Annotated in this window: 20 protein-coding genes; 12 read left to right on the forward strand and 8 right to left on the reverse strand. The window is 62.8% G+C overall.

Features of this window, described 5'->3' with window-relative positions; genetic code table 11:
- Positions 1 to 436 precede the first annotated feature (436 nt).
- The 7 genes from purU (at position 437) to MSG32_RS06590 (ending at position 8,765) form a co-directional block, all read left to right on the forward strand.
- On the forward strand, positions 437 to 1,315 hold the full coding sequence (gene purU / locus MSG32_RS06560) for a formyltetrahydrofolate deformylase (RefSeq protein ID WP_054555969.1): 879 nt from the start codon (positions 437 to 439) through the stop codon (positions 1,313 to 1,315).
- Between the two features lie 107 nt (positions 1,316 to 1,422).
- Entirely contained in the window at positions 1,423 to 2,370 is a 948-nt protein-coding gene (gene folD, locus MSG32_RS06565) for a bifunctional methylenetetrahydrofolate dehydrogenase/methenyltetrahydrofolate cyclohydrolase FolD (protein WP_248378829.1), read from the forward strand.
- 38 nt (positions 2,371 to 2,408) lie between these two features.
- Positions 2,409 to 3,650 carry an FAD-dependent oxidoreductase gene (locus MSG32_RS06570; protein WP_248378831.1) on the forward strand — a complete coding sequence of 414 codons (1,242 nt, stop codon included), beginning with the start codon at positions 2,409 to 2,411 and terminating at the stop codon, positions 3,648 to 3,650.
- Positions 3,651 to 3,764: 114 nt separating this feature from the next.
- Positions 3,765 to 4,076, forward strand: a complete 312-nt coding sequence (locus MSG32_RS06575) for a sarcosine oxidase subunit delta (protein ID WP_054555966.1) — start codon at positions 3,765 to 3,767, stop codon at positions 4,074 to 4,076.
- Positions 4,073 to 7,081, forward strand: a complete 3,009-nt coding sequence (locus MSG32_RS06580) for a 2Fe-2S iron-sulfur cluster-binding protein (RefSeq protein ID WP_248378833.1) — start codon at positions 4,073 to 4,075, stop codon at positions 7,079 to 7,081. The genes MSG32_RS06575 and MSG32_RS06580 overlap by 4 nt, the downstream gene beginning before the upstream one ends.
- Before the next feature lies 1 nt (position 7,082).
- The gene (locus tag MSG32_RS06585; protein WP_248378835.1) at positions 7,083 to 7,778 is read left to right on the forward strand and encodes a hypothetical protein; all 696 of its coding nucleotides are present in this window, start codon (positions 7,083 to 7,085) and stop codon (positions 7,776 to 7,778) included.
- Between the two features lie 141 nt (positions 7,779 to 7,919).
- A complete protein-coding gene (locus MSG32_RS06590) occupies positions 7,920 to 8,765 on the forward strand; it encodes an IclR family transcriptional regulator (protein WP_107334959.1) in 846 nt (281 codons plus the stop codon).
- A gap of 251 nt (positions 8,766 to 9,016) precedes the next feature.
- Here MSG32_RS06590 and MSG32_RS06595 read toward each other — a convergent pair whose 3' ends face one another.
- The 8 genes from MSG32_RS06595 to glnT all read right to left on the reverse strand — a co-directional run bounded on the left by MSG32_RS06595 (position 9,017) and on the right by glnT (position 18,290).
- Positions 9,017 to 10,363 (reverse strand): ammonium transporter, encoded by a 1,347-nt coding sequence (locus tag MSG32_RS06595; protein ID WP_248378841.1) that lies wholly within the window; start codon positions 10,361 to 10,363, stop codon positions 9,017 to 9,019.
- Between the two features lie 118 nt (positions 10,364 to 10,481).
- Positions 10,482 to 11,537, reverse strand: a complete 1,056-nt coding sequence (locus MSG32_RS06600; protein ID WP_248378842.1) for a DUF3445 domain-containing protein — start codon at positions 11,535 to 11,537, stop codon at positions 10,482 to 10,484.
- A 39-nt stretch (positions 11,538 to 11,576) separates the two neighbouring features.
- Positions 11,577 to 12,521, reverse strand: coding sequence for a PDR/VanB family oxidoreductase (locus MSG32_RS06605; RefSeq protein WP_248378843.1), 945 nt, complete (start codon positions 12,519 to 12,521; stop codon positions 11,577 to 11,579).
- Entirely contained in the window at positions 12,506 to 13,192 is a 687-nt protein-coding gene (locus MSG32_RS06610) for a dimethylamine monooxygenase subunit DmmA family protein (protein ID WP_213114088.1), read from the reverse strand. Before MSG32_RS06610 ends, MSG32_RS06605 begins: the two co-directional genes overlap by 16 nt.
- 687 nt (positions 13,193 to 13,879) lie before the next feature.
- Positions 13,880 to 15,220 carry an FMN-binding glutamate synthase family protein gene (locus MSG32_RS06615; protein WP_213114087.1) on the reverse strand — a complete coding sequence of 447 codons (1,341 nt, stop codon included), beginning with the start codon at positions 15,218 to 15,220 and terminating at the stop codon, positions 13,880 to 13,882.
- Between the two features lie 14 nt (positions 15,221 to 15,234).
- Positions 15,235 to 15,921, reverse strand: a complete 687-nt coding sequence (locus tag MSG32_RS06620) for a protein glxC (RefSeq protein WP_235506987.1) — start codon at positions 15,919 to 15,921, stop codon at positions 15,235 to 15,237.
- Complete coding sequence (locus MSG32_RS06625) at positions 15,921 to 16,838, reverse strand: glutamine amidotransferase family protein (protein WP_054555958.1); 918 nt, start codon at positions 16,836 to 16,838, stop codon at positions 15,921 to 15,923. The genes MSG32_RS06620 and MSG32_RS06625 overlap by 1 nt, the downstream gene beginning before the upstream one ends.
- Before the next feature lie 117 nt (positions 16,839 to 16,955).
- Positions 16,956 to 18,290, reverse strand: a complete 1,335-nt coding sequence (gene glnT, locus MSG32_RS06630) for a type III glutamate--ammonia ligase (RefSeq protein ID WP_054555957.1) — start codon at positions 18,288 to 18,290, stop codon at positions 16,956 to 16,958.
- 687 nt (positions 18,291 to 18,977) lie between these two features.
- On the opposite strand from glnT, the gene MSG32_RS06635 reads away from it, so the two are divergent.
- From MSG32_RS06635 to MSG32_RS06655, 5 genes are all read left to right on the forward strand, one after another.
- Positions 18,978 to 20,123 carry an aminomethyltransferase family protein gene (locus MSG32_RS06635; RefSeq protein WP_153635589.1) on the forward strand — a complete coding sequence of 382 codons (1,146 nt, stop codon included), beginning with the start codon at positions 18,978 to 18,980 and terminating at the stop codon, positions 20,121 to 20,123.
- A gap of 316 nt (positions 20,124 to 20,439) precedes the next feature.
- Positions 20,440 to 21,162: an XRE family transcriptional regulator gene (locus MSG32_RS06640; protein WP_248378844.1), complete on the forward strand. Its 723-nt coding sequence runs from the start codon at positions 20,440 to 20,442 to the stop codon at positions 21,160 to 21,162.
- A 64-nt stretch (positions 21,163 to 21,226) separates the two neighbouring features.
- The gene (locus MSG32_RS06645) at positions 21,227 to 21,655 is read left to right on the forward strand and encodes a GNAT family N-acetyltransferase (RefSeq protein ID WP_248378845.1); all 429 of its coding nucleotides are present in this window, start codon (positions 21,227 to 21,229) and stop codon (positions 21,653 to 21,655) included.
- 521 nt (positions 21,656 to 22,176) lie between these two features.
- Entirely contained in the window at positions 22,177 to 23,652 is a 1,476-nt protein-coding gene (locus MSG32_RS06650; RefSeq protein ID WP_248378846.1) for a sodium:solute symporter family protein, read from the forward strand.
- A 170-nt stretch (positions 23,653 to 23,822) separates the two neighbouring features.
- The gene (locus tag MSG32_RS06655; protein ID WP_248378847.1) at positions 23,823 to 24,959 is read left to right on the forward strand and encodes a hypothetical protein; all 1,137 of its coding nucleotides are present in this window, start codon (positions 23,823 to 23,825) and stop codon (positions 24,957 to 24,959) included.
- The last annotated feature ends 9 nt before the right edge of the window (positions 24,960 to 24,968 follow it).

Genomic DNA, 24,968 nt, shown 5'->3' on the forward strand with positions numbered 1-24,968 from the left:
CTTGCATGAATAGCGAGTCCTGGAGGGCGTCCCTCGAGGTTTGTCATGAGCAGACACTAACGTGTTGATATTCAAGCTCGCAATTGTCGATCCCTGACATGACGATTTCTTTCACCTTATCCGAAAGTTGTAGCCATCTCGAGACGAGCGTGTCTCATCTGGCACCTGTCCCACCCTCGCCCGCCGCATGGCTTTGCCCTGCGCCGCACTCCCCCAAAGCGACAAAAATTCATCAGTGAACGATTGTCTTCATTTCATGGGCACTAACGCCGGCTGGCGCGTCGATCAGGCTTGACCCAGCGCCAGAAAAACATTGTTATTTACTTGAGAAGAAAATTAAGTCACTGACAGGAAATAACCGAGCCGCAGCCACGTCAGTGAATGACATTCTTCACATCACAACAACAATGCCTCTCTGCCGACATCGGAGCCCAGAATGCCTCACGCGACCTGCACCTCAGACGATCACTTCATTCTCACCATCAGCTGCCCGGCGACGTCCGGCATCGTGGCGGCCATCACCACCTTCCTGACCACCCATGAGTGCTACATCAGTGAGCTGGCGCAATACGATGATGAGGACAAGGGGCAGTTCTTCTTCCGCGCCCGCTTCCGCTTCAATGAAGGCGTCGAAGGCGATATCGCCCAGATGCGTCAGGCCTTCGAGGACGTGGCGGCTCCCTTCGAGATGCAATGGCAGATCCACGGTGGCCAGGACAAGATGCCGGTGCTGATCATGGTCTCCAAGTTCGACCACTGCCTGGACGACCTGCTCTATCACTACCGCAAGGGTGAGCTGGACATGCGGATCACCGCGGTGGTCTCCAATCACCTCGACCTGCGCCCGATGGTCGAGCGCGAAGGCATCCGCTTCGTCTACCTGCCGATCACCAAGGACACCAAGGCGCGCCAGGAAGCGGCCTTGATGGACATCGTCGACGAGACCGGCACTCAGCTGGTGGTGCTGGCGCGCTACATGCAGATTCTCTCCGATGAGCTGTGCCAGAAGCTGGCCGGGCGCGCCATCAATATCCACCACTCCTTCCTGCCGGGCTTCAAGGGCGCCAAGCCCTATCACCAGGCCCACGCCCGCGGGGTCAAGCTGATCGGAGCCACCGCTCACTACGTCACCGCGGATCTCGACGAAGGGCCGATCATCGATCAGGCCGTACAGCGGGTCGAACACAACTTCGCCCCGGAAGATCTGGTCGCAGCGGGCCGCAATACCGAGACCCAGGCACTGACCAATGCCGTGCGCTATCACATCGAACACCGCGTCTTCCTCGCCAATGATCGCACCGTGATTTTCAAGTAAGGCGTCAAATAAGACTTCAAACAAGTCCTCAAGCAAGGCGTCGCACAAGCCTGCAAGACAGACCACGTGTGAATCATCGGCCGTCACCCAAGGGAGGAAGCGCAGTCATGAATACCCAAGCGACACCCACCGCGAGCGCGGACGAGACACTCGCACAGCCCACCGCCGCCGTGATCGATGGCAAGGCCGCCTCGGCGCGACTGCTCAAGGAAGTCACGGCAGAGGTCGCAAGCCTCGCGCAACAGGGCGTGATACCGGGGCTTGCCGTCGTGCTGGTCGGCGAAGACCCGGCAAGCCAGGTGTATGTGCGCAACAAGCTCAAGCGCACCGTCGAGTGTGGCATGCAGTCCTTCGAGCACGTGCTGCCCAGCGAGACCCGCGAAGCCGAGTTGCTGGCCCTGGTCGCCAGACTCAATGCAGACCCCGAGGTGCATGGCATCCTCGTCCAGCTGCCGCTGCCGGCGCATATCCAGGAAGACGCGGTGCTGGAGGCCATCGACCCCGCCAAGGACGTCGACGGCTTCCATCGCATGAACGTCGGGGCGCTGGTGCAGGGCGCCGATGCCCTGGCGCCCTGCACGCCCACCGGCTGCATGCGCCTGTTGCGCGACACCTTTGCCGAGCGCGGCGGTGACCTTTCCGGGCTGCATGCGGTGATCATCGGCCGCTCCAACATCGTCGGCAAGCCGATGGCCAGTCTGCTGCTGGCCGCCAACTGCAGCGTCACCCAGCTGCACTCGCGCAGCCAGAATCCCGCCGAACTCTGCCGCCAGGCCGATATCGTGGTCGCCGCGGTCGGGCGCCCGAACATGATCAGCGCCGACTGGATCAAGCCCGGCGCCGTGGTCATCGATGTGGGCATCAATCGCATCGCGCAGTCCGCCGAGCAAAGCCCCACCGGCAAGGCACGCACCCGCCTGGTCGGGGACGTGGACTTCGCCGCGGTCAGCAAGATCGCCGGCGCCATCACGCCTGTCCCGGGGGGCGTCGGCCCGATGACCATCGCCTGCCTGCTCGCCAACACCCTGACTGCCGCGCGTCGCCAGTCGGCCTGAACCACTAGAGGTACGTTTGCGCGTACCGGGAGTCACCGATGCCCTTTTCCCTGCTCAAGTACGGCCTGTCCTCCGAGTATCCGGCCGAAGTCGACCTCCCCCCGCCCACGGAGCTGAAGTCCCGCTACGACGTGGTCATCATCGGCGGCGGCGGGCACGGCCTGGCCACCGCCTACTATCTGGCCAAGTATCACGGCATCACCAATATCGCCGTGCTGGAAAAGGCCTACCTGGGCAGTGGCAACACCGCGCGCAACACCGCGGTGATTCGCTCCAACTACCTGACGCCGGAAGGCGTGCGCTTCTACAGCGAATCGGTGCGCATGTTCCAGGGACTGTCCAACGAGTTCGACTACAACATCATGTACTCGGAACGCGGCCAGCTGACCCTCGCGCACACCGATTCCACCGTGCGCGCCTTCCGCCAGCGCGCCGAGGTCAACACCCACTTCGGCGGGCGCACCGAGATGCTGGATCGCCAGCAGATCCGCGAGCTGGTACCGGCCCTGAATCTGGACCCCGGCCACCTGCCGGTCATGGCGGGCCTGTGGCACATCGATGGCGCCACCGCGCGGCATGATGCGGTCGCCTGGGGTTACGCCAAGGAAGCCGCCAAGCGCGGCGTCGAGATCCACCAGCTCACCGAGGTGCAGGACCTGGTGGTCGAAGGCGGCAAGATCCGCGCCGTGAAGACCAATCGCGGCACCGTGCAGTGCGGCTGCGTGGTGCAGGCGGTGGCCGGGCACAGTTCGGTACTCGCCAGCAAGGCCGGCTTCACCATGCCCATCATCAGCTACCCGCTGCAGGCGATGGTCACCCAGCCGTTCAAGCCGTTCCTCGATCCGCTCGTCAGCTCCTCGGCGCTGCACTGCTACGTGCAGCAGACCAGCCGTGGCGAGGTGGTGTTCGGCGGTGGCTCCGACCCCTACCCGCTCTACAACACCCGCTCGACGCTGGATCTCAAGGAAAGCCTGATCGCGGCGGCGCTGGAGATGTTCCCGTTCCTGTCCCAGGCCCGCCTGATGCGCCAATGGGCGGGCACGACCGACATGACGCCGGACTACAGCCCGATCATGGGCGAGAGTCCCGTCGAGAATTACTACCTGGATGCCGGCTGGGGCACCTGGGGCTTCAAGGCGACGCCGATCTGCGGCAAGACCATGGCCGAGCTGGTCGCCTCCGGTGGCAAGACCCCGGATTTGATTGCCCCCTTCGCGCTGGAACGCTTCGCGCGCTTCCGTCAGGTCAACGAGATGGGCGCGACTGCCGCCAGCCACTGATGCCTCTGGACGGCTCGCGACGGCTCGCGACGGCTCGATCGACAAGGCTCGATGACTGCTCGGGAATGCGCACCCACGGTGGATGTACAAGAACAACGGTCAAGGATTTCCGCGATGAAGATCATGCCCTGCCCACTCAATGGGCCCCGAAATATCAGCGAATTCGTGTATGGCGGCGAGCTTGCCGACATGCCAGACCCCGATACCTGCAGTGATCGCGAGTGGGCCGACTACGTCTTCTTCAGCGACAACACCGCCGGTGTCGTCACCGAATGGTGGATGCACGCGGCCTCCAGCTACTGGTTCCTCGCCGAGCGTCACACCGTGACCGACGAGATCCTGCGCACCTTCGACCCCTCCGAGCGCTTCACCCAGCGCGTGGAGTTCCCACTGCACACCACGGATAGCTCGGGAGAACGCGCATGAACGCCAGAGTCCCCATGACCCGAGGCGCACGTCTGCCGGCCCCGATGGGCCGACTGATCGACCGTGACACGCCCGTGACCTTCAGCTTCGACGGCAAGAGCTATCAGGGCTTTGCCGGCGACACCATCGCCAGTGCTCTGGCCGCCAATGGCCGCTGGCTGCTGTCGCGCTCCTTCAAGTATCACCGCCCGCGTGGCGCCCTGACCTTCGCCGGCCAGGATGCCAATACCCTGGTGCAGTTGCCGGATGAGCCCAACGTGCTGGGCGATGAGCGCCAGATCAGCCCGGGGCTTGAAGTCACCGCCCAGAACGTCTCTGGCAGCCTGGACAACGACCGCGACATGCGCCTGGGCAAGTTCTCGAAATTCATGCCGGTGGGCTTCTATTACCGCGCCTTCTACAAGCCCAAGGGCGTCTGGAAGTACTGGGAGCCGCTGATTCGTCGCAAGGCCGGGCTCGGCACGCTGAATCTGGACGTGCGCGGCGACTATCACGACAAGGCCTATCTGTTCCACGACGTGGTGGTGGTAGGCGCCGGCCCGGCCGGCATGACGGCCGCACTTGAGGCGGCCGAGGGTGGCGCGAGCGTGCTGCTGGTCGAACAGGGCCGCCTGCTCGGCGGTGCCTTGACCTACGCGCGCTTCGATGCCGAAGGACATGAGGCCAGCCAGACGCTTGAGCGTCTCGGCGCGGCCGTCACGGCGCATCCGCGCATCGACGTGATGACCGAGGCGACCTGCAATGCCTGGTTCACCGACAACTACCTGCCGGTGATCCGCGGCAAGCGCCTCTACAAGGTGCGGGCCAAGGAGTGCATTCTCGCCAGCGGTGCCTTCGACCAGCCGGTGGTATTTCGCAACAACGACCTGCCGGGCATCATGCTCGCCAGTGCCGCCCAGCGCCTGATGCAGCACTATGGCGTGTTGCCGGGCAAGCAAGGGGTGGTGATCACCGGCAGCGATGATGGCTATCTGGCGGCGCTGGACCTGATGGAGCACGGCGTCAACATCGTCGCCCTGCTCGACATGCGCGCCCAGCCCGATGATGAAAGTCTGGCCGATGCCGTCCGTCACTGTGGCATCGCCCTGAAGCTCGAGCACGCCATCTTTGAAGCGCAGGCGGAGAAGTCGCTGCATCACGTCACGGGCGTCGAGGTACGCAGGATCGTCGCGCGCGGCGAACTGGCCGCCGAGGGGGATGTGATCCCCTGTGATCTGGTCTGCATGACGGCGGGCTACATGCCGGTCTATCAGCTGGCCTGCCAGGCGGGCGCCAAGCTCTCCTATCTGGATGACGATGCACGCTTCAGCCTCAGCGGCCTGCCGGCACACCTGCACATGGCTGGCTCCGCCAATGGCCTCTATCACCTCAAGGACGTGATGGCCGATGGCCAGCGTGCCGCCAGGTCTGCACTGGCCGGGCTGGCCGCCGCAGGCAAGGTCGTGGATGTCACGCCTGAGGCGAATGAGCCGGCGGCCATCACGCCGTCACGCCCCTTCCGTCAGCATGGCTGGCCACTGTTCGCGCACCCCAAGGGCAAGGAATTCATCGATCTGGATGAAGACCTGCAGATTCGCGACATCCTCAATGCCACCCGCCACGGCTATCGCGACATCCAGCTGGTCAAGCGCTTCTCGACGCTGGGCATGGGCCCCTCCCAGGGCCGTCATTCGGCATTGCCGGCCGCGCGTCTGGTCGCCGAAGCCACCCAGTGCACCATCAGCGAGACCGGCGTGACCACCGCGCGTCCGCCCTTCGTGGCCGAACCGCTGCCGTTGCTGGCCGGTCGCAGCTTCGACCCCTACCGCCAGACGCCGATGCATCAGCGCCACCTGGATCTGGGCGCCACCATGATGCCGGCCGGCCACTGGGCGCGCCCGGCCTTCTATGGCCGCCCTGAGGAGCGCAATGACGCCATGCAGAACGAGGCACTGGCCGTGCGCAATGGCGTGGGCCTGATCGATGTCTCGACCCTGGGGGGCATCGAGCTGCGCGGGCCGGACGCCGCCGAACTGCTCAACCGCCTCTACACCTTCGCCTTCCTCAAGCAGCCGGTGGGGCGCACGCGTTACGCCACCATGGCCAACGAGCAAGGCGTGATCATCGATGACGGCGTGTCGTGTCGCCTCGGTGAGGAACACTTCTATGTCACCGCCACCACCAGCGGCGTGGACCGGGTCTACCAGCAGATGCTGAAGTGGAATGCCCAGTGGCGGCTGGATGTCGATATCACCAACGTCACCACGGCCTGGTGCGCCGTCAATCTGGCCGGCCCCAGAGCCCGCGAGGTGCTGAGCAAGGTGTGCCGCGATATCGACCTGAGCCCCCAGGCCTTCCCCTATCTGGAACTACGCACCGGCCACATCGAGACCGAGCTGCTGGGCACCACCGGCAGCATACCGGCACGCCTGCTGCGGGTCGGCTTCGTCGGTGAGCTGGGCTACGAGATCCATGTGCCGAGCCGTTTCGGCGAAGCACTGTGGGACCTGCTGATGCTGGCAGGCGAGCAGGCCGATATCCGCCCCTTCGGTGTCGAGGCCCAGCGTCTGCTGCGTCTGGAGAAAGGCCATATCATCATCGGTCAGGACACCGATGGCATGAGCCATCCCGGTGAGATCGGCCTTGAGTGGGCGGTCAGCCACAAGAAGCCCTTCTGCGTCGGGCGACGGGCGATCGAGATCCTTGCCGCCCAGCCCCAGACCCGCAAGCTGGTCGGCTTCATGCTGCCCAAGGACAGCCCGCAACCGCTGGAAGGTCAGCTGGTGCTCAGCGGAGGTGAACAGAGCGCAGACGCCGCCAAGCCCGGCGGCGACATCACCGGCAACGTGACCTCGTGCGAGTACAGCGCGACGCTGGGTGCCATCATCGGCCTGGCCTACGCCGGAATCGACAGCAGTACGCCCGGCAGCAAGATCACCATCCGCACGCAGGGCGACGTACTGGTCCAGGCCGACGTCGTCGCATTGCCCTTCTTCGATCCCGAGTCTGCCCGCCAGGAGCTGTGAGATGACGACAACCATGACGAACACGCTGGGCGGCGCCCTCCCGCTTGCACGCTGTCCACTGCCCGAGAGCCTGGTCAGCCCGATGACGACCGCGACGGAAGATGTCTCGACGGCGGCCCTCAGTCACTGTGCGCTCGCCGACATGAGCGCCCTGGGACGCGCAGGCGTGCGCGGCCGCGACGCCGCCGATTGGCTGGCCGCGCTGGATTTCACGGTGCCGGGCACGCCCAATGCGGCAACGCTTCAGTCAGATGGCAGCTGGCTGGTCAGGCTGTCAGTGGGTGAGTTTCTGCACCTGGCGCCGGCCATCAGCCCACAGGCGGGCGTGGCCGAGCTGCCGCTCATCGCACAGGCGGATGAAGCGCTGGCCCGGGGCATGCGCGTGCATTCCCTGCCACGGCGTGATTCCCACGCCTGGTTCAGCCTGAGCGGCAGCACCCTGCCCGCCCTGATGGCCAAGCTGTGTGGGGTGGATCTGCGCAGCGAGGCCTTCCCGCCGGGAAGCGTCGCCCAGACCTCGGTGGCACGCACCAATGCCATCATCGTCAATGCGGGGAGCCTTGAGTGTCCCTGCTTCCACCTGCTGTTCGACATCGCCTCCAGCCACTATCTATGGGGCGTCATGCTCGATGCCATGCGCGAATACTCCGGCGAGAAAGTGACAGCCGCTGCCCTGCTGGCCCATCATCACGGCTAGCGATTGCGGCGCGACACCGGTATCCGCCCGCGGATGCCTCTCGCGTTACCACCCGCTCCCCGTCGCCGCCTGACCCACAGGCCGCGACGGGGACGCTGCGTTTCGCCAACCGCCTGTCGTACGTTGCCAAAGGAACCAGGTATGTCCGATTCCCAAGTGTCGCTTTCCAGCGGGCAAGATGTCGCGAGCGCCCCGACAGCACTTTCCTCGCTCGCGGCATCGCGCGAGAACGATTACACCGTGCCGGCGCTGTTTCGCGGGCTGAGAATCCTCGAGATGTTCAGCAGCAGTCGCAAGGTGCTGACCACCAACGACTTCGCCGAGGAGCTGGGTACCAGCAACTCGGCCATCTACCGCATCGTCATCACTCTCACCGACATGGGCTATCTCAAGAAGATCGCCCGCAATACCTATGAACTGGGGCCACAGGTCATCTCGCTGGGCTTCAGCTATCTGGCCAGTCGTGACCTGGTCGAGGTGGTCGCACCCCACCTGGACACCCTGCGCGACCAGACCACCATGTCGTGTCACTTGAGCGTTCGCGAGGGCACGGATGCCATCTATCTCTACCGCGCCTTCGCCGCACAGCGCATGTCGGTCAACATCCCCATCGGTTCCCGTCTGCCGTGTCATGTCAGCGCCATGGGGCGCATTCTGCTCACGGTGCTGGGCGAGGATGAACTGCAGCAGCTCTACCGCCAGATCCGCCTGGATGACTACCCACCGCCGGCGCCCCAGAATCTGCCTGCCCTGAAGGATGCCATCGAGGAAGCCCGCCGCCAGGGGTGGGTGGAGAGTCGCTCCGACTACGCCACCGCCATTGCCACGGGGCTTTATGACCATACCGGCCATCTGGTCGGCGCCATCAATATCTCGGGCCCTGATGCGATGATGGCCGATGAGCGCCGACGCCTGCTGTTGCGCGGCGCGCTGATGGACTGCGCCCGCCATATCAATCATGAGCTGGGTGGCCTGCACCGCCGCTGACGCCGTGTCCGTCTGATCGCGGCTTGTTCATCCCGGGCCTGTCATCATCTTTCTTGTTTCCGCCTGCCTTTCCTATCCTTTCCCCACCTTTCCTCACCTTTCCCCCGCCGTTCGCCCTGGAACACGAGAAGGCCCGCCAATTGGCGGGCCTTCTCGTATCACATGCTGGCGGGGCGCATCACGCTCTGAGTCATCAAATTCTGCGCCTCTGAATCATCAGACTCTGAGACTCCAGCACCTGGAGTGCGGGCTCAGCGCGTTGCCCCCTTGAGCACCGCAGCCGAGGCCGCTGCGCTCGCCTTGCCGGCGTGCCCGGACACATTGCCTTCCCCCTGTGACGGCGAGGACATGTTGACGAATTCCGGATAGGCGCCCATGCCGCATTCGTGCATGTCCATGCCTTCCAGTTCCTCTTCCTCGCTGACACGCAGGCCACCACAGACCTTCTTGATCACCAGCAGCGCCACGAAGCTTGCGCCGAACATCCAGGCGAAGATGATCAGCGTGCCCAGGATCTGGGTGCCGAAGTCCGCCTCCGGATTGGAGAACAGCACCGCCATGATGCCCCACAGGCCTGCGGAACCATGCACGGAAATCGCACCGACCGGGTCATCGATCTTGAGGCGATCAAGCCCCACCACCGACAGCACCACGATGATGCCGCCCACCGCGCCGACCAGCACCGCAAGGCCGGCAGACGGCAGCAGCGGTTCCGCGGTGATCGAGACCAGACCGGCCAGGGCACCGTTCATCACCATGGTCATGTCGGTCTTGCCGAACATGGCGCGTGACAGCAGCGCCGCGGCCACCATGCCCGCAGAGGCCGCGGCATTGGTGTTGACGAAGATACGCGCCACGCTGTTGGCATCATCGAGACTGGCGATCTTGAGCATCGAACCGCCATTGAAGCCGAACCAGCCCATCCACAGGATGAACATGCCCAGCATGGCGATCGGCAAATTGGCGCCCGGGATGGCACGTACCTTGCCGTCCGCGCCATAGCGCCCCTTGCGCGGACCGACCAGCAATACCGCCGCCAATGCCGCCGCCGCGCCCGCCATGTGCACGACCACCGAGCCCGCGAAGTCCTGATAGCCCATCGCATCCAGGAAACCGCCGCCCCACTTCCAGTAACCTTCCACCGGATAGATGACCGCGACCATCACCACCGCGAAGATCAGGAACGGCCACAGGCGCATGCGCTCTGCCACGGCCCCCGAGACGATGGACATGGTCGCGGCGGCAAACACCGCCTGGAAGATGAAGTCCGCCATGCTGGAGTAATAGGCGGCGCCTTCGCCGGCACTGATGTCGCTGAGGCTATTGTCAGCACCGAGCATGAACGACAGCCCCGGAATCACGCTGCTGATGGCGTTGTCACCGGGATACATCACGTTGTAGCCCACCACCAGGAACACCAGGCAGGCGATGCCGTAGAGCAGCGCATTCTTGGTCAGGATCTCGACGGTATTCTTGGAGCGCACCAGCCCGGATTCCAGCATTGCGAAGCCGCAGGCCATGAACATGACCAGCGCGGTACACATCAGGAAGTAGAACGTATCCAGCGCGTAGCTGAGTTGCAGCACATCGATATTCACCAGCGTTTCCCCTTTGTTGTTATCCGCAAGCGCTTTGGTCAGTGGCTTGCGATCCATTCCCTGTCACGCCCTCGGCGCCGAGAGTTGTTTGCCAGAAGCGGCTTGCCGAGAGCGTGGCCTAGACTGCTGCCTGCGCCGTCGCTTCGGCGTTGGCCGCGACACTCGCCTCGCGGGCTTCCAGCCACTCGAGCACGCTGGGCAGATAGCGTGTCAGTCCCTTGTAGTCGATCAGCTCCGGCGGCAGGGTCTTCAGCACCTTCAACAGCCGCGTCTGCCAGACCGGGTTGGTACACAGGTCTTCCAGGCTGATCAGATAGGTGCGGATACCGAAGAACAGCGCATGACTGCGCGACATGCGCACCAGCGTCTGCAGCTCGACCCGCAGATGCACATCACGGCCAGCATTCTCTGGCGTGATGGTGGTGCGATCACTGCCCCACTCGGCATAGGTCTCCGGGGAGCTGTCCATGCGCGGATGGATGGTCATGGTCCAGTTCAGACGCCGCACCGGCCCGCCGACCTGGATGGCGCACAGGTATTTGAGCGCGCGATCGAACACGCCCATCTCATGCGCCAGCGGCACCGGGCCATGCCACTGCTTGAAACTCATGCCAGCATCGAAGGCCAGTGACCAGTCCGCCGGACAGGTGATCATGCCGGCGTCCATGAACAGGTCACCGTCGCGCTGGTCGAGCAGCGCGATATCGCCCTGCATCTGACGACCGATATAGTCCAGCGGCGGCAATGGCAGGCTGGCGTCATCGCCCATGCAAAAGGCCTGCTCCAGTCCCAGCAGATGGTTGCGCCACACGCAGTCATCGCCGTCGCGCTCGAAACTGAAGGCCTCGGGATAGTCCCGGGCGTAATGCGTCATCACGAATTCCAGGAAGTCCCAGGCGGCCGGCTGCATGTGCGGCATCACCAGGCAACGCCTGGGGTCCTTGGCCAGCACCCGCTCACGCTCGGCGATCTCGCTCAGATAGTGCTCATCGATATCCAGCATGTGCTCGGTGATGGAACCCGGCTTGCCGGGCAAGGTATGCGGCTCGATATTGACCGAGTAACGGTACTCATCTTCCGGGAACGGGAAGGGAAAACGCTGGATGGCGTGATCGGAATTCTTGAAGGTGAACAGACCATGAAACGCCTGGTCATCTCGCGGGGAAAATTGCATGTTCCTGCTCCTTGGGGGTCCATCTCGCGAAAGACGTATTCAGAGATCCAGCACCAGCCGCTGGCTGCGTGCCCGGGAAACGCAGGGCATCACGCAGCGCTGACTGGCCCGCTCCTGTTCATCGAGGAAGGCATCACGGTGCTCCGCCTCCCCCTCCAGCATCTCGACCCGACACTGCCCGCAGACGCCGCCACGACACAGGCTCGTCACCTCGACACCGCTGCGCTCCAGCGCTTCCAGCATCGATTCCTGGGCGCCGACCGCCACTTCCACACCGCTGGCGCGCGCCACGGCCGTGAAGGGAGTCCCCGGTTCCGGGGCGGCAAAGACCTCGTGGTGGATGCGCGCGAGACTCCAGTGCAGCTCGCGTGCCGCTTCCTTCACGGCATCGATCATGGCTTGCGGGCCGCAGAGATAGACGTGCGTGCCGGCGGGCTGACGCGCCAGCAAGGCCTTCAGGTTCGGGCGTTCGAGACGATGCTGGGTGATGTTGCCACTCGCCAGATAGGGCGCGGCCTCCGGGAAGCGGGCGACGTCGAGGTCCTGGCTGCGCAGGTGCAGCTCCCAGCTGGCGCCACGCCGCTCAAGCTCCGGCAGGTAGGAGAGAAATGGCGTGATGCCGATGCCGCCTGCCAGCATCAGGTGGTGGCGCGCCTGCCAGTGCGGCAGAAACAGGTTGGCCGGCGGGCTGAGTTCCAGCTCGTCGCCGACCTGCACGCGGGAATGGATGGCTTCGGAGCCACCACGCGAGACCGGCTGACGACGCACCGCGATGCAGTAATGCGAGGGATCATCCGGCGGGCTGATCAATGAGTAGGCGTTGCGACACACCCGCCCCTCTCCCGGAATGCCCAGCACCACATGACTGCCCGGCGAGAACGGCGTGAAGGGGGACGCCTCATCGGCAGGCACCAGAGTGAGACGGCGCACGCTGCTGCTGAGCTGATCGACCGCGGCGACCCGCGCCTTCATGAAGCGAGACATGGTGCCACCTCCTCCTGTGGGGGAATCTCTCCCGGGGCTTCCGCATCGATTCGCACGCCCATGTAGGCGCCGAGACGCTTGGAAAAATGATCACGCACTTCCAGCATCAAACCACAGCCATCACAGGCTGCCGGCGAGTGGATGACATGCTCACTGACCTGCTGACAGTGCACGCAGAACACATGCCGCCCCAGGGCAGCGACCGGCAACATCACCATGTCATCCAGCAGCAGCCCCTGCTGCTGAGCCAGATTGGCGACCTGCCACACGAAATGCTCACTGCCGATGATGACCAGGCACCCCGCGACACCGATCTCGCTGATGGCGCCGACCAGTGCGTCGCAGGCCTTCGGGCGGTCATCGACGTCGTACCAGCGATGCAGGCGGGCGTTGTCGGCGGGCCCCGTGGGCAACGCCTCTGTTGCCGGGGCGGATTGCACGGCGCCTCCCACCTCGTGGCTGCCGAGCTGATCGAGCAGCGTACTGATCAGCTGACAATGCATCTGCAGCTGCTGACGGGCGTTGCCCGCCGCCTCACCAGTGCCTGGCAGGCTCTCGGGAGACTGGCATGCCACCAGATAGCGTTGGGCATCGGGCAGCGCCTCGATGCGTGGATAGTGTTGCCGACTTCGAATCCCGGCAGTGACAGAGGATGATTGCGGGCTTTTCATGACACGACCCTGCTCTGAGAAATTGTCCTTGTTGTAATGCCGCCGTCTTGACGATGACGTGCATCCGACTACCACTCCATTTCTTGAGCATATTTCGTGCCATTGACGGCAAAATCATTGCCCCACACACCCGACAAAATTGCCTGAAAATCCTGCTTCATATATGAACCATCAATCGAGACATTCACGCACCAAAACAGAACATCACGCTCAGAAAAAACGGCTTGTATTCACCATTATTGCCCTGATTCAATCTCACCCCACAAGCCAACCTCTACGCCTGACATCTTTCTCATGAAATAACCACAAGATCCTGAAATAATGGAAAAATTCTGCCTCGAGAAAATCACGACCTTTCAATCATAACGACACTACGGGCTTCTCCATCATCAGCATTCTGACGCGCTTTCGCTTGCATGATAGTGGCCGGATTCCTTGACTTTACTCAGCACAAAAGAAAGCGCCTCACCGAAGGGGTGAGGCGCTCTAATGACTCGATGCAATCAGGTCAAATCTTTCTACATCAACCGGAGCAGAGCTCTGTCATTGGGACAGCTTGCCTGGACAACATTGCGGCGAGCTTGCTGACAAAAGGCTTCGAAGCTTTGCCATGACAATCATGCGCAATGCTAGCCATGCACGATCGCGCTCATGCGCAATGGAACACTCACAACAAAGATCGTGCCATCAGTAACCGCCCTGTCCCGGCACCCAGTTGGTGCCCGCCAGCGGCACCCGGGCCATGGCCGCGGCTTCCACGTTCAGGGCGACCAGATCTTCCGGTTCCAGGTGGTGCAGGTGCGACTTGCCACAGGCACGTGCCAGAGTCTGGGCTTCCAGCGTCAGCACGCGCAGGTAGTTGGCCAGACGCTTGCCGGCTGCGACCGGGTCCAGTCGCTGGCTCAGCTCCGGGTCCTGGGTGGAGATACCGGCCGGACACTTGCCATCCTGGAAGTCGTCATAGAAACCGGCGGCGGACCCCAGCTTCTGATACTCATCGGCGTAGCGCGGATGGTTGTCGCCCAGCGCAATCAAGGCGGCGGTACCGATGGCCACGGCGTCGGCACCCAGCGCGATCGCCTTGGCCACATCGGCGCCGTTGCGAATCCCGCCGGAGACGATCAGCTGCACCTCACGGTGCAGGCCCATCTCCTGCAGTGCCTGCGTGGCCTGGGGGATGGCGGCCATGGTCGGGATGCCGACGTGTTCGATGAAGACATCCTGGGTGGCGGCCGTGCCGCCCTGCATGCCATCCAGCACGATGACATCCGCACCCGCCTTCACCGCCAGCTTGACGTCGTAGTAGGTGCGGGTCGCGCCGATCTTGACGTAGATCGGCACCTGCCAGTCGGTGATCTCGCGCAGTTCGGCAATCTTGATCGCCAGGTCATCCGGGCCGGTCCAGTCCGGGTGGCGACAGGCGCTGCGCTGGTCGATGCCCTGCGGCAGCGTGCGCATGCCCGCGACCCGCTCGGAAATCTTCTGCCCCAGCAGCATGCCGCCACCGCCGGGCTTGGCGCCCTGGCCGAGCACGACTTCAATCGCATCGGCCTTGCGCAGGTCGTCCGGGTTCATGCCATAACGTGACGGCAGATACTGATAGACGAGGCGCGAGGACTGGCCGCGCTCTTCCGGGGTCATGCCGCCATCGCCGGTGGTGGTGGAGGTGCCGATTTCCGAGGCACCACGCCCCAGCGCTTCCTTGGCCTGGGCGGACAGGGCACCGAAGCTCATGCCGGCGATGGTCACCGGCGTGCTGATCACGACCGGCTTCCTGGCATGTCGCGTGCCGAGCACGACTTCGGTCTCGCACTTCTCGCGATAGCCTTCCAGCGGATAGCGCGACATGCTGGCGCCGAGGAACAGCAGGTCATCGAAATGCGGCACCTTGCGCTTGGCGCCCCAGCCACGGATATCGTAGATTCCCGTCTCCGCCGCCCGCTGGATCTCATGGATGACATCGCGGCCGAAGGTGGCAGATTCCCGCAGTGCCGGGTTGTAGGGCTGTGTTTGAGTCTCGTCGGTCATGTTGAGCATCCTGATCAGTAGGCTGAGGCGTTGTCGACCTTGAAGTGATAGAGCTGACGCGCAGATCCATAACGCGTGAAGCTGGCCGGGTCTTCCTCGATTCCGGCACTCGCCAGCAACTCCGCCAGTTCTTCCAGGTGCTCGGCACGCATGTCCTTGGCGATGCAGTCCGCGCCCAGCGATGCGACCGTACCCTTCACGTAGATTCGCGCTTCATAGAGCGAATCGCCGAGCCCTTCACCGGCATCGCCGCAGACCACCATGCGTCCCGCCTGGCCCATGAAGGCACTCATGGCCCCGATGTTGCCCTTGACGACGATATCCACGCCCTTCATCGAGATGCCGCAGCGCGCCGAGGCATTGCCTTCGATGATCAGCAGGCCGCCGTGGGCGGTCGCGCCCGCGGACTGGGAAGCATCGCCCTTGACCCGCACGCAGCCGGACATCATGTTTTCCGCCACCCCGACCCCGGTGTTGCCGTGGATGGTGACGCTGGCCTTCTGGTTCATGCCCGCGCAGTAGTAGCCCGCATGGCCATCGATATCGACACTGATGTCGTCATTGATGCCGCAGGCGATGTTGTGGGCGCCGTCGGAATTGACCACTCGCCACTCACGCGCGTCCTTCAGGGTGTCGGCATCGTGCAGGGCCTGGTTCAATTCGCGCAGCCCTTCAACGGCCAGATCGTGTGTCTTCATCATTACGCGGCCTCCGAACGGGCGGTGTCTTTTTCCCACAGATACAGGCGGCCGGGTTCCGGCTCCCACACGCGGGCATCCTTGATGCCCGGCAGACTGGCCAGGGCACGGTATTCCGAGGCCATGGCCACGTAGTCATCGGTCTCGGCGATCACGGCTGGCTTGCAGGCGATCGGGTCTCGTACCACGGCGAAGCCATCACGCGTGCCGATGGTGAAGGTGAAGAAGCCATCAAGGTCCTTCAGGGCGCCGGTGATCGCGGCTTCCAGGCTGTCGCCCTGCTCCAGACGCCAGGTCAGGTAGCCGGCGGCGACTTCGGAATCGTTGTCGGTCTCGAAGCTGATGCCCTCACGCTTGAGCTTGGTGCGCAGCCAGTTGTGGTTGGACAGCGAGCCGTTGTGGACCAGGCACAGATCACGCCCGGTGGAGAACGGGTGGCTGCCCTGCAGGGTCACGGCGCTTTCGGTCGCCATGCGGGTATGGCCGATGATGTGGCTGCCCTGCATGCCCTTGAGGCCATAGAGGCTGGCGATATGGGCCGGCAGGCCCACCGCCTTGAGGATCTCGATGCTCTGCCCCACGCTCAGCACGCGAATCTGCGGGGCGCTGTCGGCAAGCCAGCTGCGCACGGCGCTCTCTTCCCCGGCGATCTTGAATACCGCGACACTGGCATTGCTGAACCAGTCCGCCACCGTGCCGACCTGCTCGCCCAGGCCCTTGGCGATCGCCTCCCAATCCTCATCGGCACCATCGCTTTGCAGCGTCAGCTTGATGCCAGCGTCAAATTCGTCGCCATAGATGGCGAAGCCAGCGCTGTCCGGGCCGCGATCGGTCATCGCGATCAACATCGGCTCGAACAGCTCCCCCAGGCGCGATTCCAGCGCCGGGTTCTTGAGATAAAGCCCTACGATTCCACACATGGTGATGTCCTCTCACGGGCAGGAGGCGTCTCCTGCCTGATGTCTTGAGCGTGGTGGTGACAGTGGCGACCCTCGTCTGGCATGCCCCGCGAGATCCGCGAGCGCCGCCGGATGAGATCAGAAGAATTCGGCGTAGCGCTGGACTTCCCAGGCACTGACCTGCGCGTTGTAATCCAGCCATTCCTCGCGCTTGAGGCGCATGAACTCGGCGCAGATCCCCTCGCCCAGGCTCTCGCGCAGAATGCTGTCCGCCTCGAGCGCATCGATGGCCAGCGAAAGATTCTGCGGCAGCTTCTCGATGCCCTTCTCGGCGCATTCGCTCGGGGTCAGCGAGTAGAGATTGATATTGTGGGGCGTGCCCGGGTCCAGCTTGCGCGCCACGCCATCCAGCCCCGCCGCGATGATGGCGGCGTGCACGAGATAGGGGTTGCAGCCGGCATCCGGCAGGCGGAACTCGAGGCGACCATAGGGCACACGCACCATGGCCGAGCGGTTGTTGTCACCGTAGGCGATGAAGACCGGCGCCCAGGTCGCGCCGCTGGTGCTGCCACCACCGACCAGACGCTTGTAGGAATTGACGGTCGGCGCGGCAAAGGCACACAGCGCCGGAGCATGTGCCAGCAAACCGCCGAGGAAGTGGTACGCCAGCGGCGACAGGCCCATGCCCTGGGCGTCGGAATCATCGCCGAACAGGTTGCGGCCGGTGTCATCGCACACGGACAGGTGGAAGTGCATGCCATTGCCCGGGCGGTCCGCCAGCGGCTTGGGCATGAAGGAGCACACCATGCCCAGGTCATTGGCGATCTCGCCGGCGGCCATGCGCACGAAGGTGAAGCGGTCTGCCGAGGTCAGCGCATCGCTGTAGGTGTAGTTGATCTCGAACTGGCCGTTGGCGTCCTCGTGATCGATCTGATAGACGTCGAAGTCCACTGCCTGCAGCGATTCGACCAGACGTTCGAGGAATTCACGCGAACGCGACAGGCCCTTGTAGTCGTAGCAGGGCTTGGCGAGGGTATCGCTCTCGTCCACCGGCAACAGCTCACCCGCTTCCCCCCGGCGGAACAGCGAGAATTCCGGCTCCAGTCCGCTATTGAGCGTCCAGCCCTTCTCCTTCAGGCGCTCCAGCTGCTTGAGCAACACCACGCGGCTGTCGTTGGCGAACGGCTGACCATTGACGTAGCCATCACAGGCCATGCGTGCATAACCCGGCTGCCACGGCACCAACGACAACGAGCTCAGATCACCCCGCGCCATGAAGTCCGGCCCCTCCGGCGACATGCCGAGACCACTGACGGCGAAGCCGGCAAAGCCAGCGCCCTTCTCGACCACATCCATCAGGCAATTGGCCGGCACGGACTTCGTCTTGGCAGCGCCATGAATATCCACGAACTGCGCCAGCAGATAGCGAATGTCGTGATCCTTGATGAACTGTTGCGCGTTTTCGGGTGACATCTGGGTTTCCTCTGAGAGCGGACCGGGTTCCATCTCCCTCGACACTGTCTGCCACCCCGGGAAACCTGACCCCTTGTGGTGACTCGCCACGTCAAGATAGCGGATGAAACGAGTTTTTGTGATTCCTGCTGGTCAACTTTATTTCCCCCAAAGAAAAGCATGCAGCATGCCATTTCGCCAGCTGCCGCCCAGAACTTTTCACCAACCTCCTGTTTTTCATGGAAATTTATTTTCCAAGTTCATTTCACCCCACAGGAAACGCCAGGTGACCCTGAGTGAATTCCTGCCCGTTTCTCGAAATAGGCATCATTTCGGTGCCCAAAGCCCTCTCTTCGCACCATCATGACGCAAAGCGCTAATATTCACGCCCTGATTCGTGCTGCCAATCGGCGCCTGACTCGCTCAAGGGCTGCCGTGGCCATGGCCTTTGACGGAATTGGCAAGCCCCTTGCTTAACCATGAGGAATGTTTCTTTCCTTCCAAGAATCGACCCTCGTGCGATCAGGCAAGGCAAGCAGCAGGCACAAGCCGTTGTGAAGCGCCTGAAGAGGCGCCTGAAAAGGCGAAAGAACAACAACACCTCCTGCGGCGGATGCGCGTCTTGCGCGCCATCTTCGCCAGCATCAGCAGGACTACGGCACCCCCCCATTTACGCTAGGCAGCACGACTCACAGGAGAAAGGGACGCATGGCGAATTCATGGCGCATCTCGGCACTGGCCGAACAACACCGCAAGCTGGGCGCGGAGCTTGAAGACTGGAATGGCATGGGCACCGCCTGGAATTACGCCGTCTCGGACACGGCCGATGACCACGAGACCATTCGCACCCGCGCCGGTCTGATGGATGTCTCGGGGCTCAAGAAGATCCACTGCAATGGCCCGCATGCTCAGGCCGTGCTGGATTACGTCACCACGCGGGACATGTCCAAGCTGTATCCGGGCAAGTCGGTGTACGCCAGCGTCTTGAATGAGGCCGGCAAGTTCGTCGACGACTGCATCGTCTATTGCCTGGCGCCGAACTCCTACCTCGTGGTGCACGGCACAGGTACCGCGAATGAAATGCTGGCCAAGAGTGCCCTGGGGCGCGCCGTCAGCCTGACCTTCGATGACGACATGCACGACATGTCACTGCAGGGGCCGGTCGCGGTGGATTTCCTGGAGCGTCACGTGCCGGGCATCCGTGAGCTGCGTTACTTCCACCATCTGCAGACCCAGCTGTTCGGCTGCCACGTGATGATCTCGCGCACCGGCTACACCGGCGAGCGTGGCTACGAGATCTTCTGCAAGGCCAAGGACGCCCCCTCTCTGTGGGAACAGATCCTCGCGGAGGGTGCCGACATGGGCATCAAGCCGTGCAGCTTCGGTACCCTTGACTGGCTGCGGGTCGAGAGTCACCTGCTGTTCTACCCGGCGGACAATTCCGAAACCTACCCGTACCCCGACCAGCCCGTGGGCGACACCCTGTGGGAACTGGGCCTGGACTTCACCGTCTCGCCGGGCAAGACTGAATTCCGTGGCGCCAGCGAACACTTCGCGCTGCAGGGCAAGGAGCGCGTCAAGGTCTATGGCGTGCTGCTGGATTCGAAAGACGTCGCCCAGATCGGTGACAAGATCTACGCCGACGGCAAGTGTGTCGGTGTCATCACCCAGGGCATGTACTCGCGCCTGAGCGATCGTTCCATGGCGCTGGCACGTCTCGAACCCGGCTATGCCGAGCATGGCACCCCGCTGACCCTCAAGACTGGCACTGACGGCGAGACCAGCCTCTCGGCCATCAGCCATTCCCTACCCTTCGATGACCCGGAAAAGGCCAAGCGACTGGCTCGCGGCTGATCGCACGCCACAGCCGCGAGGCAACAGCTCAAGCCCCGCGGCAACAGTGCGAATCGCGTGATGCTGGATAGCGTGAAACCTGAGAGGCCTCCTCGGCATGGCGTCGAGGAGGCCTCTTGCATCACACGCCATGGAGTCAGGCCGGGGCGTACTTGCCGCGAGGACTGGCCACAAACGTGGATGAGGGTTGGCGGTAAACTTGATAATGTCACCCGATATCCGCACGCGGGTGACGCACAACGACTCCCACAAGGACGCGTATTCTCATCCCGCCTGCCCATCCCTATCGCATTCACCTCCGCCACAGGAGTTATCCATGCCGCGAGAATCCTCCCATTCCTCCGATACACCTCAACCGACAGCGCCTGACACGAAAGTGCCTGACACGAAAGCGCCTTCGCTGGCCGCGGAACCTGCCGCGCAGTCCGAGGTGAAGGAGACCATCACCGCGGCAGCCGACGAGACACGCCTGGGACTCGAGCAGCACATCGCGCGCGCGCTCAAGCAACAGCGAGTCTCACAGGGCTACAAGATTTCCGACGTCTCGCGTATCGCCGGTGTCAGCCAGGGCATGATCAGCAAGGTGGAGAACGCCCAGGTGTCCACCAGCCTCGATACCCTCAACAAGCTGTGCAATGCCTTGAGCCTGCCGATCTCGAAGCTGTTCAGCGATTACGATGTCAATGGGCGTGGTGCCCAGCACATCAAGGCCGGGCAAGGTATGCAGGTGGTGCGCACCGGCACGGAAGTCGGCCATGCCTATCAACTGTTGAGCTACAAACAAGGCCCCAAGAAGCGCTACGAACCCTTCCTGATCACCATGGATGACGCCAGCGAAGTCTTCCCCAACTTCTGTCATGCCGGGCATGAATTCATCTACCTGCTTTCCGGCAACCTCACCTACCGTCATGGTGACAAGTTCTATGACATGGGGCCCGGTGACAGCCTGGCCTTCGATGCCGGTGTGCCGCATGGTCCCGAGAAATTGAACGAGGTGCCGATTCAGCTGCTGTCGATCATTCACTACGACGATGAATGAGCCTCTCTGACGAATGAGACCCTCGAACATCCATCATCATCGTCATGGGGACTGGACAACATCAATGAAGATTCGCCTTGCCACACCCAAGGATGCTCAGGGAATTTCACGCGTCGCGTCCGCACTGGGCTATCTGCCCCACGACGATGATGCGTTGATCCTGCAGCGACTGAAGCACCTGTTGGCGTCACGCCATGACCGCATCTGGGTGGCGGAACAGGCGGGCGAAGTGATTGGCTGGCTGCATGCCCAGCATGTCTTTCGTGTCGCTTCGGCCGATTTCATCGAGATACTGGGCCTGTCCGTCGCACAGGAGGCGCAACGGCAAGGCGCAGGACGGGCATTGGCCAGGCAGGCCATTGCCTGGGCAACCGACGAGGCGCTGACCCTGCGGGTTCGCACCCATGAGGCGCGCGATGTCGCCAGGAAATTCTATGCCGCCTGCGGCTTTACGCTGGCCAAGACACAGTGCGTCTTTCAGATGACCCCGTGATTCTGTACGCCTTCCTGATCGAGCTCGCCTTCCTGACTGAGCACGCCCCGATTTCATGCCCTGCCATGCCCCGCAGGCCGAAGAAAAAATCGCCTGCCATGACAGCGTTGCGAGACGCGACCAGCACAGTCCTTCATTCCTCTGGCAGTCGTATCGCCTGAATGGCGGCAGAGTTGTCGTCGTTTCCTCCAGCTACGCCACCTGTTTTCTGCGCGCCGAGGCATGAGGATGACGCCTCTTGCATGACTTCCCTCCCCACGAGAATCTTGCCATCGCGCCGACATGAGACTTTCGTCCGCCGGTGAAATTTGTTTTTGACAGCGCCTTTTTCTCGGCTAGATTGAGTCGATGTAACGGGTTACATTCGAAGACAAGACATGGTTGCCCCGGCCATGTCCGCTACCTGCCCCACTGCATCATCCCCGACAATCAGAGGGTCGCTTCAGTCCCTGCTACGCCACGTACGCCCTGCTCCATGCATGACCTTCATAGAACAATCAACAATAAACGGAGACTCGACAATGGCTTGGTACTACTCCTATATCATTGGCTATTTCGTGATCATGTTCGCGATCGGCTACTACTACTTCCGCAAGGTGAAGACCTCTGACAGCTATCTGATTGCCGGCTGGAACATGGGCTACTGGAAGATCACCGGCACCACCATCAGCACCTGGTGTGGTGCGGCAGCCTTCATCGGCTGGATGGGTATGGGCTTTTCCAAGGGGCTCTCCGGCTACTTCATGTTTGCCCTGCCCGGCATCATCGCGAGCCTGATGCTGGTCATCTTCTTCAGTCGCCCGCTGCGTCGCAAGAAGCTCTATACCCTGGCGGATCTGTTCGGGCGCCGCTTCGGCCGCAAGGCCAGTCTGTTTCCCTCCTTCTTCTCGGCCTTCGTCTACTCGGTGCCTGCCACCGCGATCCAGATCATCGGCATGAGCACCATTCTCACCGTGGTGCTGGGGCTGGAGTTCAATACCGCCATCTTCGTGTCCTTTGCGCTGATTCTCGGCTTCACCATTCTGGGCGGCCTTGAAGCGGCCATCGTCACCGATGCCCTGCAGAGCATCCTGTTGATCGCCGGCATCATGGTGCTGGGCTTCACTGCCCTGAGTTATGCCGGGGGACTGGAACATGCACTGCTCAATACGCCGATCGAGTTCCTCGCCCCGCTGCCCGAGGGCAAGACGATGGAAGTGGTGACCTTCGCGCTGACGGTGGCGCCGTTCTACCTCGTCTGGCAGTGCACCTGGCAACGCATCTTCGCCTCCGAGAGCGAAGACGTGGCCATCAAGGCCGGCGTGTCAGGCTTCTCCATCGTGATGCTGATTTCCTTCTTGCCCTACTGCATCGGCGTACTGGCACGCCAATTCGTGCCGCTGGATACCTCGGCCGATCTCGTCTTTTCCTACGTCACCATGCAGTTGCTGCACCCGGCCATCGGCGGTCTGGTCATCGTCGGCCTGCTGGCCGCCCTGATGACCTCGGCGGATTCCTACATCCTGCAGGGCAGCTCCAACCTGGCGCATGATCTCTACGGCAACTTCATCAATCGTCACGCCAACGAGAAGCAGAAGATGGCCTCGGCGCGCCTGAGTGTCGTCATCATCAGCGTGCTGGGACTGGGCGTCACCTTCCTGATGACCGACATCATCTCGGCCTATCAATGGGCGCTGCGCATCTCGGCCACCACGCTGATCTTCCCGTTCTTCGCGGTGATGTTCTGGAAGCATGCGACGTCCCGCGGCTGCATCAGCAGCATGGCAAGCGCCCTGAGTGTCACCGCCCTCTGGCCACTGCTGTCGACTGGCATCGACCCCGCCTATCCGGGCTTCCTGACCTCGCTGGTCGTGCTGGTGGTCGTCAGCAAGCTGACCCGCCATAGCCCCAGCGAGGATGTCGCGGCCTATTACTGGGATGGTGCCGAGTCACACGCCGCAAGCGCTCTCCCGGACGCCGCCAAGCCGGATATCGCGCTGGCCTCGAAGGCTATCTGAGCGACACCGGATCACCAGGATCGTAAAGACAGGAAGTGGCTCGGGGCTTGTCATCGCCACGAGCCACTTCACCGCCCCTGGTGCCTGGCTTGCCGTTTGCTTGTGATCTCTTCACCCGCTGACTGATCAGCAGGATTCTCTGGCACGCCGTCATGACAAGGATGACTCACATGACCCGAGCAGTACCGACTTCCCCCAGCGCCGCCAGGCCAGCCGCCCATCGTGTCCATAATCCCTACGCCCCGCTGAGCGAGTCAGAGCCTCAGCCCGGCACGCGCTGGCTCAAGGGCAATATCCATGTGCATACCCGCGAAGCGCTCGATGAGAGCATTTCGATGGACCGGATTCATGGCGAGGATCATGACGAAGTGATCCGGCGCTCACAGGCCGCTCCCTTCCATTTCGATTTCGTGTGCACCTCGGTTCACCCCTACCTCAACAACATCGAGCTGTTCTCACGCGGCGAGCAGCGTGATGACTTCGTGGTGATTCCGGGACGCGAGATCCAGAACGACACCATCGACGATGGCGGCTATCTCGACGGCTATTTCGCCGGCGAGCATTCGAAATATCTGCATGTGCTGAGCATGGGCAAGGTCGGCGGCCTGTCGATCTGCGCCCATCCCAACTTCTTCGAGACCACCCGCCCGCGCGAAGGCGGCGAATGGACACAGATCAAGAAGACACTCCTCAACCCCTGTGCGCGCCTCGCGGAGATGAACATCATGGGCATGGAGGTCTACAACGGCCTTTCCATCCTGGAAGAACACATGGGGGCCAGGCCCTACGCGCCACACCTGGCAGAGCCCTGCTGGGATGATCTTCTGTGTGAGGGAGTGCGCTGCGCAGGCTTTGCCGGCAACGACGAGTTCTATCGCGAACAATATGTCTACGAGAACTACGCGCCACTGGGCTTCATCATGGTGGCCGCGGCGCTCAACGAGGCCGATATCCTGCGCAACGTGAAGCGCAACCGCTTCTATGCCAGTACCGGGGTGATGCTGGCCGATACGCCACTGGCAATGTCTGAACAGCAGGGACGCTACACCTTGCGCGTCAGCGCACAGGACAAGGTGAAGTGGAAGGCGATGGTGCAGCGAGGCGCGGACCCTACAGGCCCGGGCGAGCCAGACGCGCCGCAGCTGATCGAGATCACGGCCCCCACCGCTGCTGCAGAGTGGGAGCTGGAACTGGACGGCGACTGGAAGTACGTGCGCTTTCAGGCCGAGTCACTGGACAACTCCCTGCATCGCGCCTGGTTGCAGCCGATCTATGGCCCGGGCTGGGTCGACTACAAGACGCTGTGAGTCAGGCGC

It is taken from the genome of Cobetia sp. 1CM21F, from assembly GCF_023161745.1.
GTDB classification, from domain to species: Bacteria; Pseudomonadota; Gammaproteobacteria; order Pseudomonadales; family Halomonadaceae; genus Cobetia; species Cobetia amphilecti.

Coding starts and splice junctions, on each gene's coding strand:
- MSG32_RS06600 (WP_248378842.1), bottom strand. CDS start 11,537: ATGCAATTTTCCCCGCGAGATGACCAGGCGTTTCATGGTCTGTTCACC.
- MSG32_RS06655 (WP_248378847.1), top strand. CDS start 23,823: ATGACCCGAGCAGTACCGACTTCCCCCAGCGCCGCCAGGCCAGCCGCC.
- MSG32_RS06575 (WP_054555966.1), top strand. CDS start 3,765: ATGAAGATCATGCCCTGCCCACTCAATGGGCCCCGAAATATCAGCGAA.
- MSG32_RS06625 (WP_054555958.1), bottom strand. CDS start 16,838: ATGTGTGGAATCGTAGGGCTTTATCTCAAGAACCCGGCGCTGGAATCG.
- folD (WP_248378829.1), top strand. CDS start 1,423: ATGAATACCCAAGCGACACCCACCGCGAGCGCGGACGAGACACTCGCA.
- MSG32_RS06620 (WP_235506987.1), bottom strand. CDS start 15,921: ATGATGAAGACACACGATCTGGCCGTTGAAGGGCTGCGCGAATTGAAC.
- glnT (WP_054555957.1), bottom strand. CDS start 18,290: ATGTCACCCGAAAACGCGCAACAGTTCATCAAGGATCACGACATTCGC.
- MSG32_RS06610 (WP_213114088.1), bottom strand. CDS start 13,192: ATGAAAAGCCCGCAATCATCCTCTGTCACTGCCGGGATTCGAAGTCGG.
- MSG32_RS06605 (WP_248378843.1), bottom strand. CDS start 12,521: ATGTCTCGCTTCATGAAGGCGCGGGTCGCCGCGGTCGATCAGCTCAGC.
- MSG32_RS06635 (WP_153635589.1), top strand. CDS start 18,978: ATGGCGAATTCATGGCGCATCTCGGCACTGGCCGAACAACACCGCAAG.
- MSG32_RS06650 (WP_248378846.1), top strand. CDS start 22,177: ATGGCTTGGTACTACTCCTATATCATTGGCTATTTCGTGATCATGTTC.
- MSG32_RS06570 (WP_248378831.1), top strand. CDS start 2,409: ATGCCCTTTTCCCTGCTCAAGTACGGCCTGTCCTCCGAGTATCCGGCC.
- MSG32_RS06615 (WP_213114087.1), bottom strand. CDS start 15,220: ATGACCGACGAGACTCAAACACAGCCCTACAACCCGGCACTGCGGGAA.
- MSG32_RS06640 (WP_248378844.1), top strand. CDS start 20,440: ATGCCGCGAGAATCCTCCCATTCCTCCGATACACCTCAACCGACAGCG.
- MSG32_RS06580 (WP_248378833.1), top strand. CDS start 4,073: ATGAACGCCAGAGTCCCCATGACCCGAGGCGCACGTCTGCCGGCCCCG.
- MSG32_RS06585 (WP_248378835.1), top strand. CDS start 7,083: ATGACGACAACCATGACGAACACGCTGGGCGGCGCCCTCCCGCTTGCA.
- MSG32_RS06645 (WP_248378845.1), top strand. CDS start 21,227: ATGAAGATTCGCCTTGCCACACCCAAGGATGCTCAGGGAATTTCACGC.
- purU (WP_054555969.1), top strand. CDS start 437: ATGCCTCACGCGACCTGCACCTCAGACGATCACTTCATTCTCACCATC.
- MSG32_RS06590 (WP_107334959.1), top strand. CDS start 7,920: ATGTCCGATTCCCAAGTGTCGCTTTCCAGCGGGCAAGATGTCGCGAGC.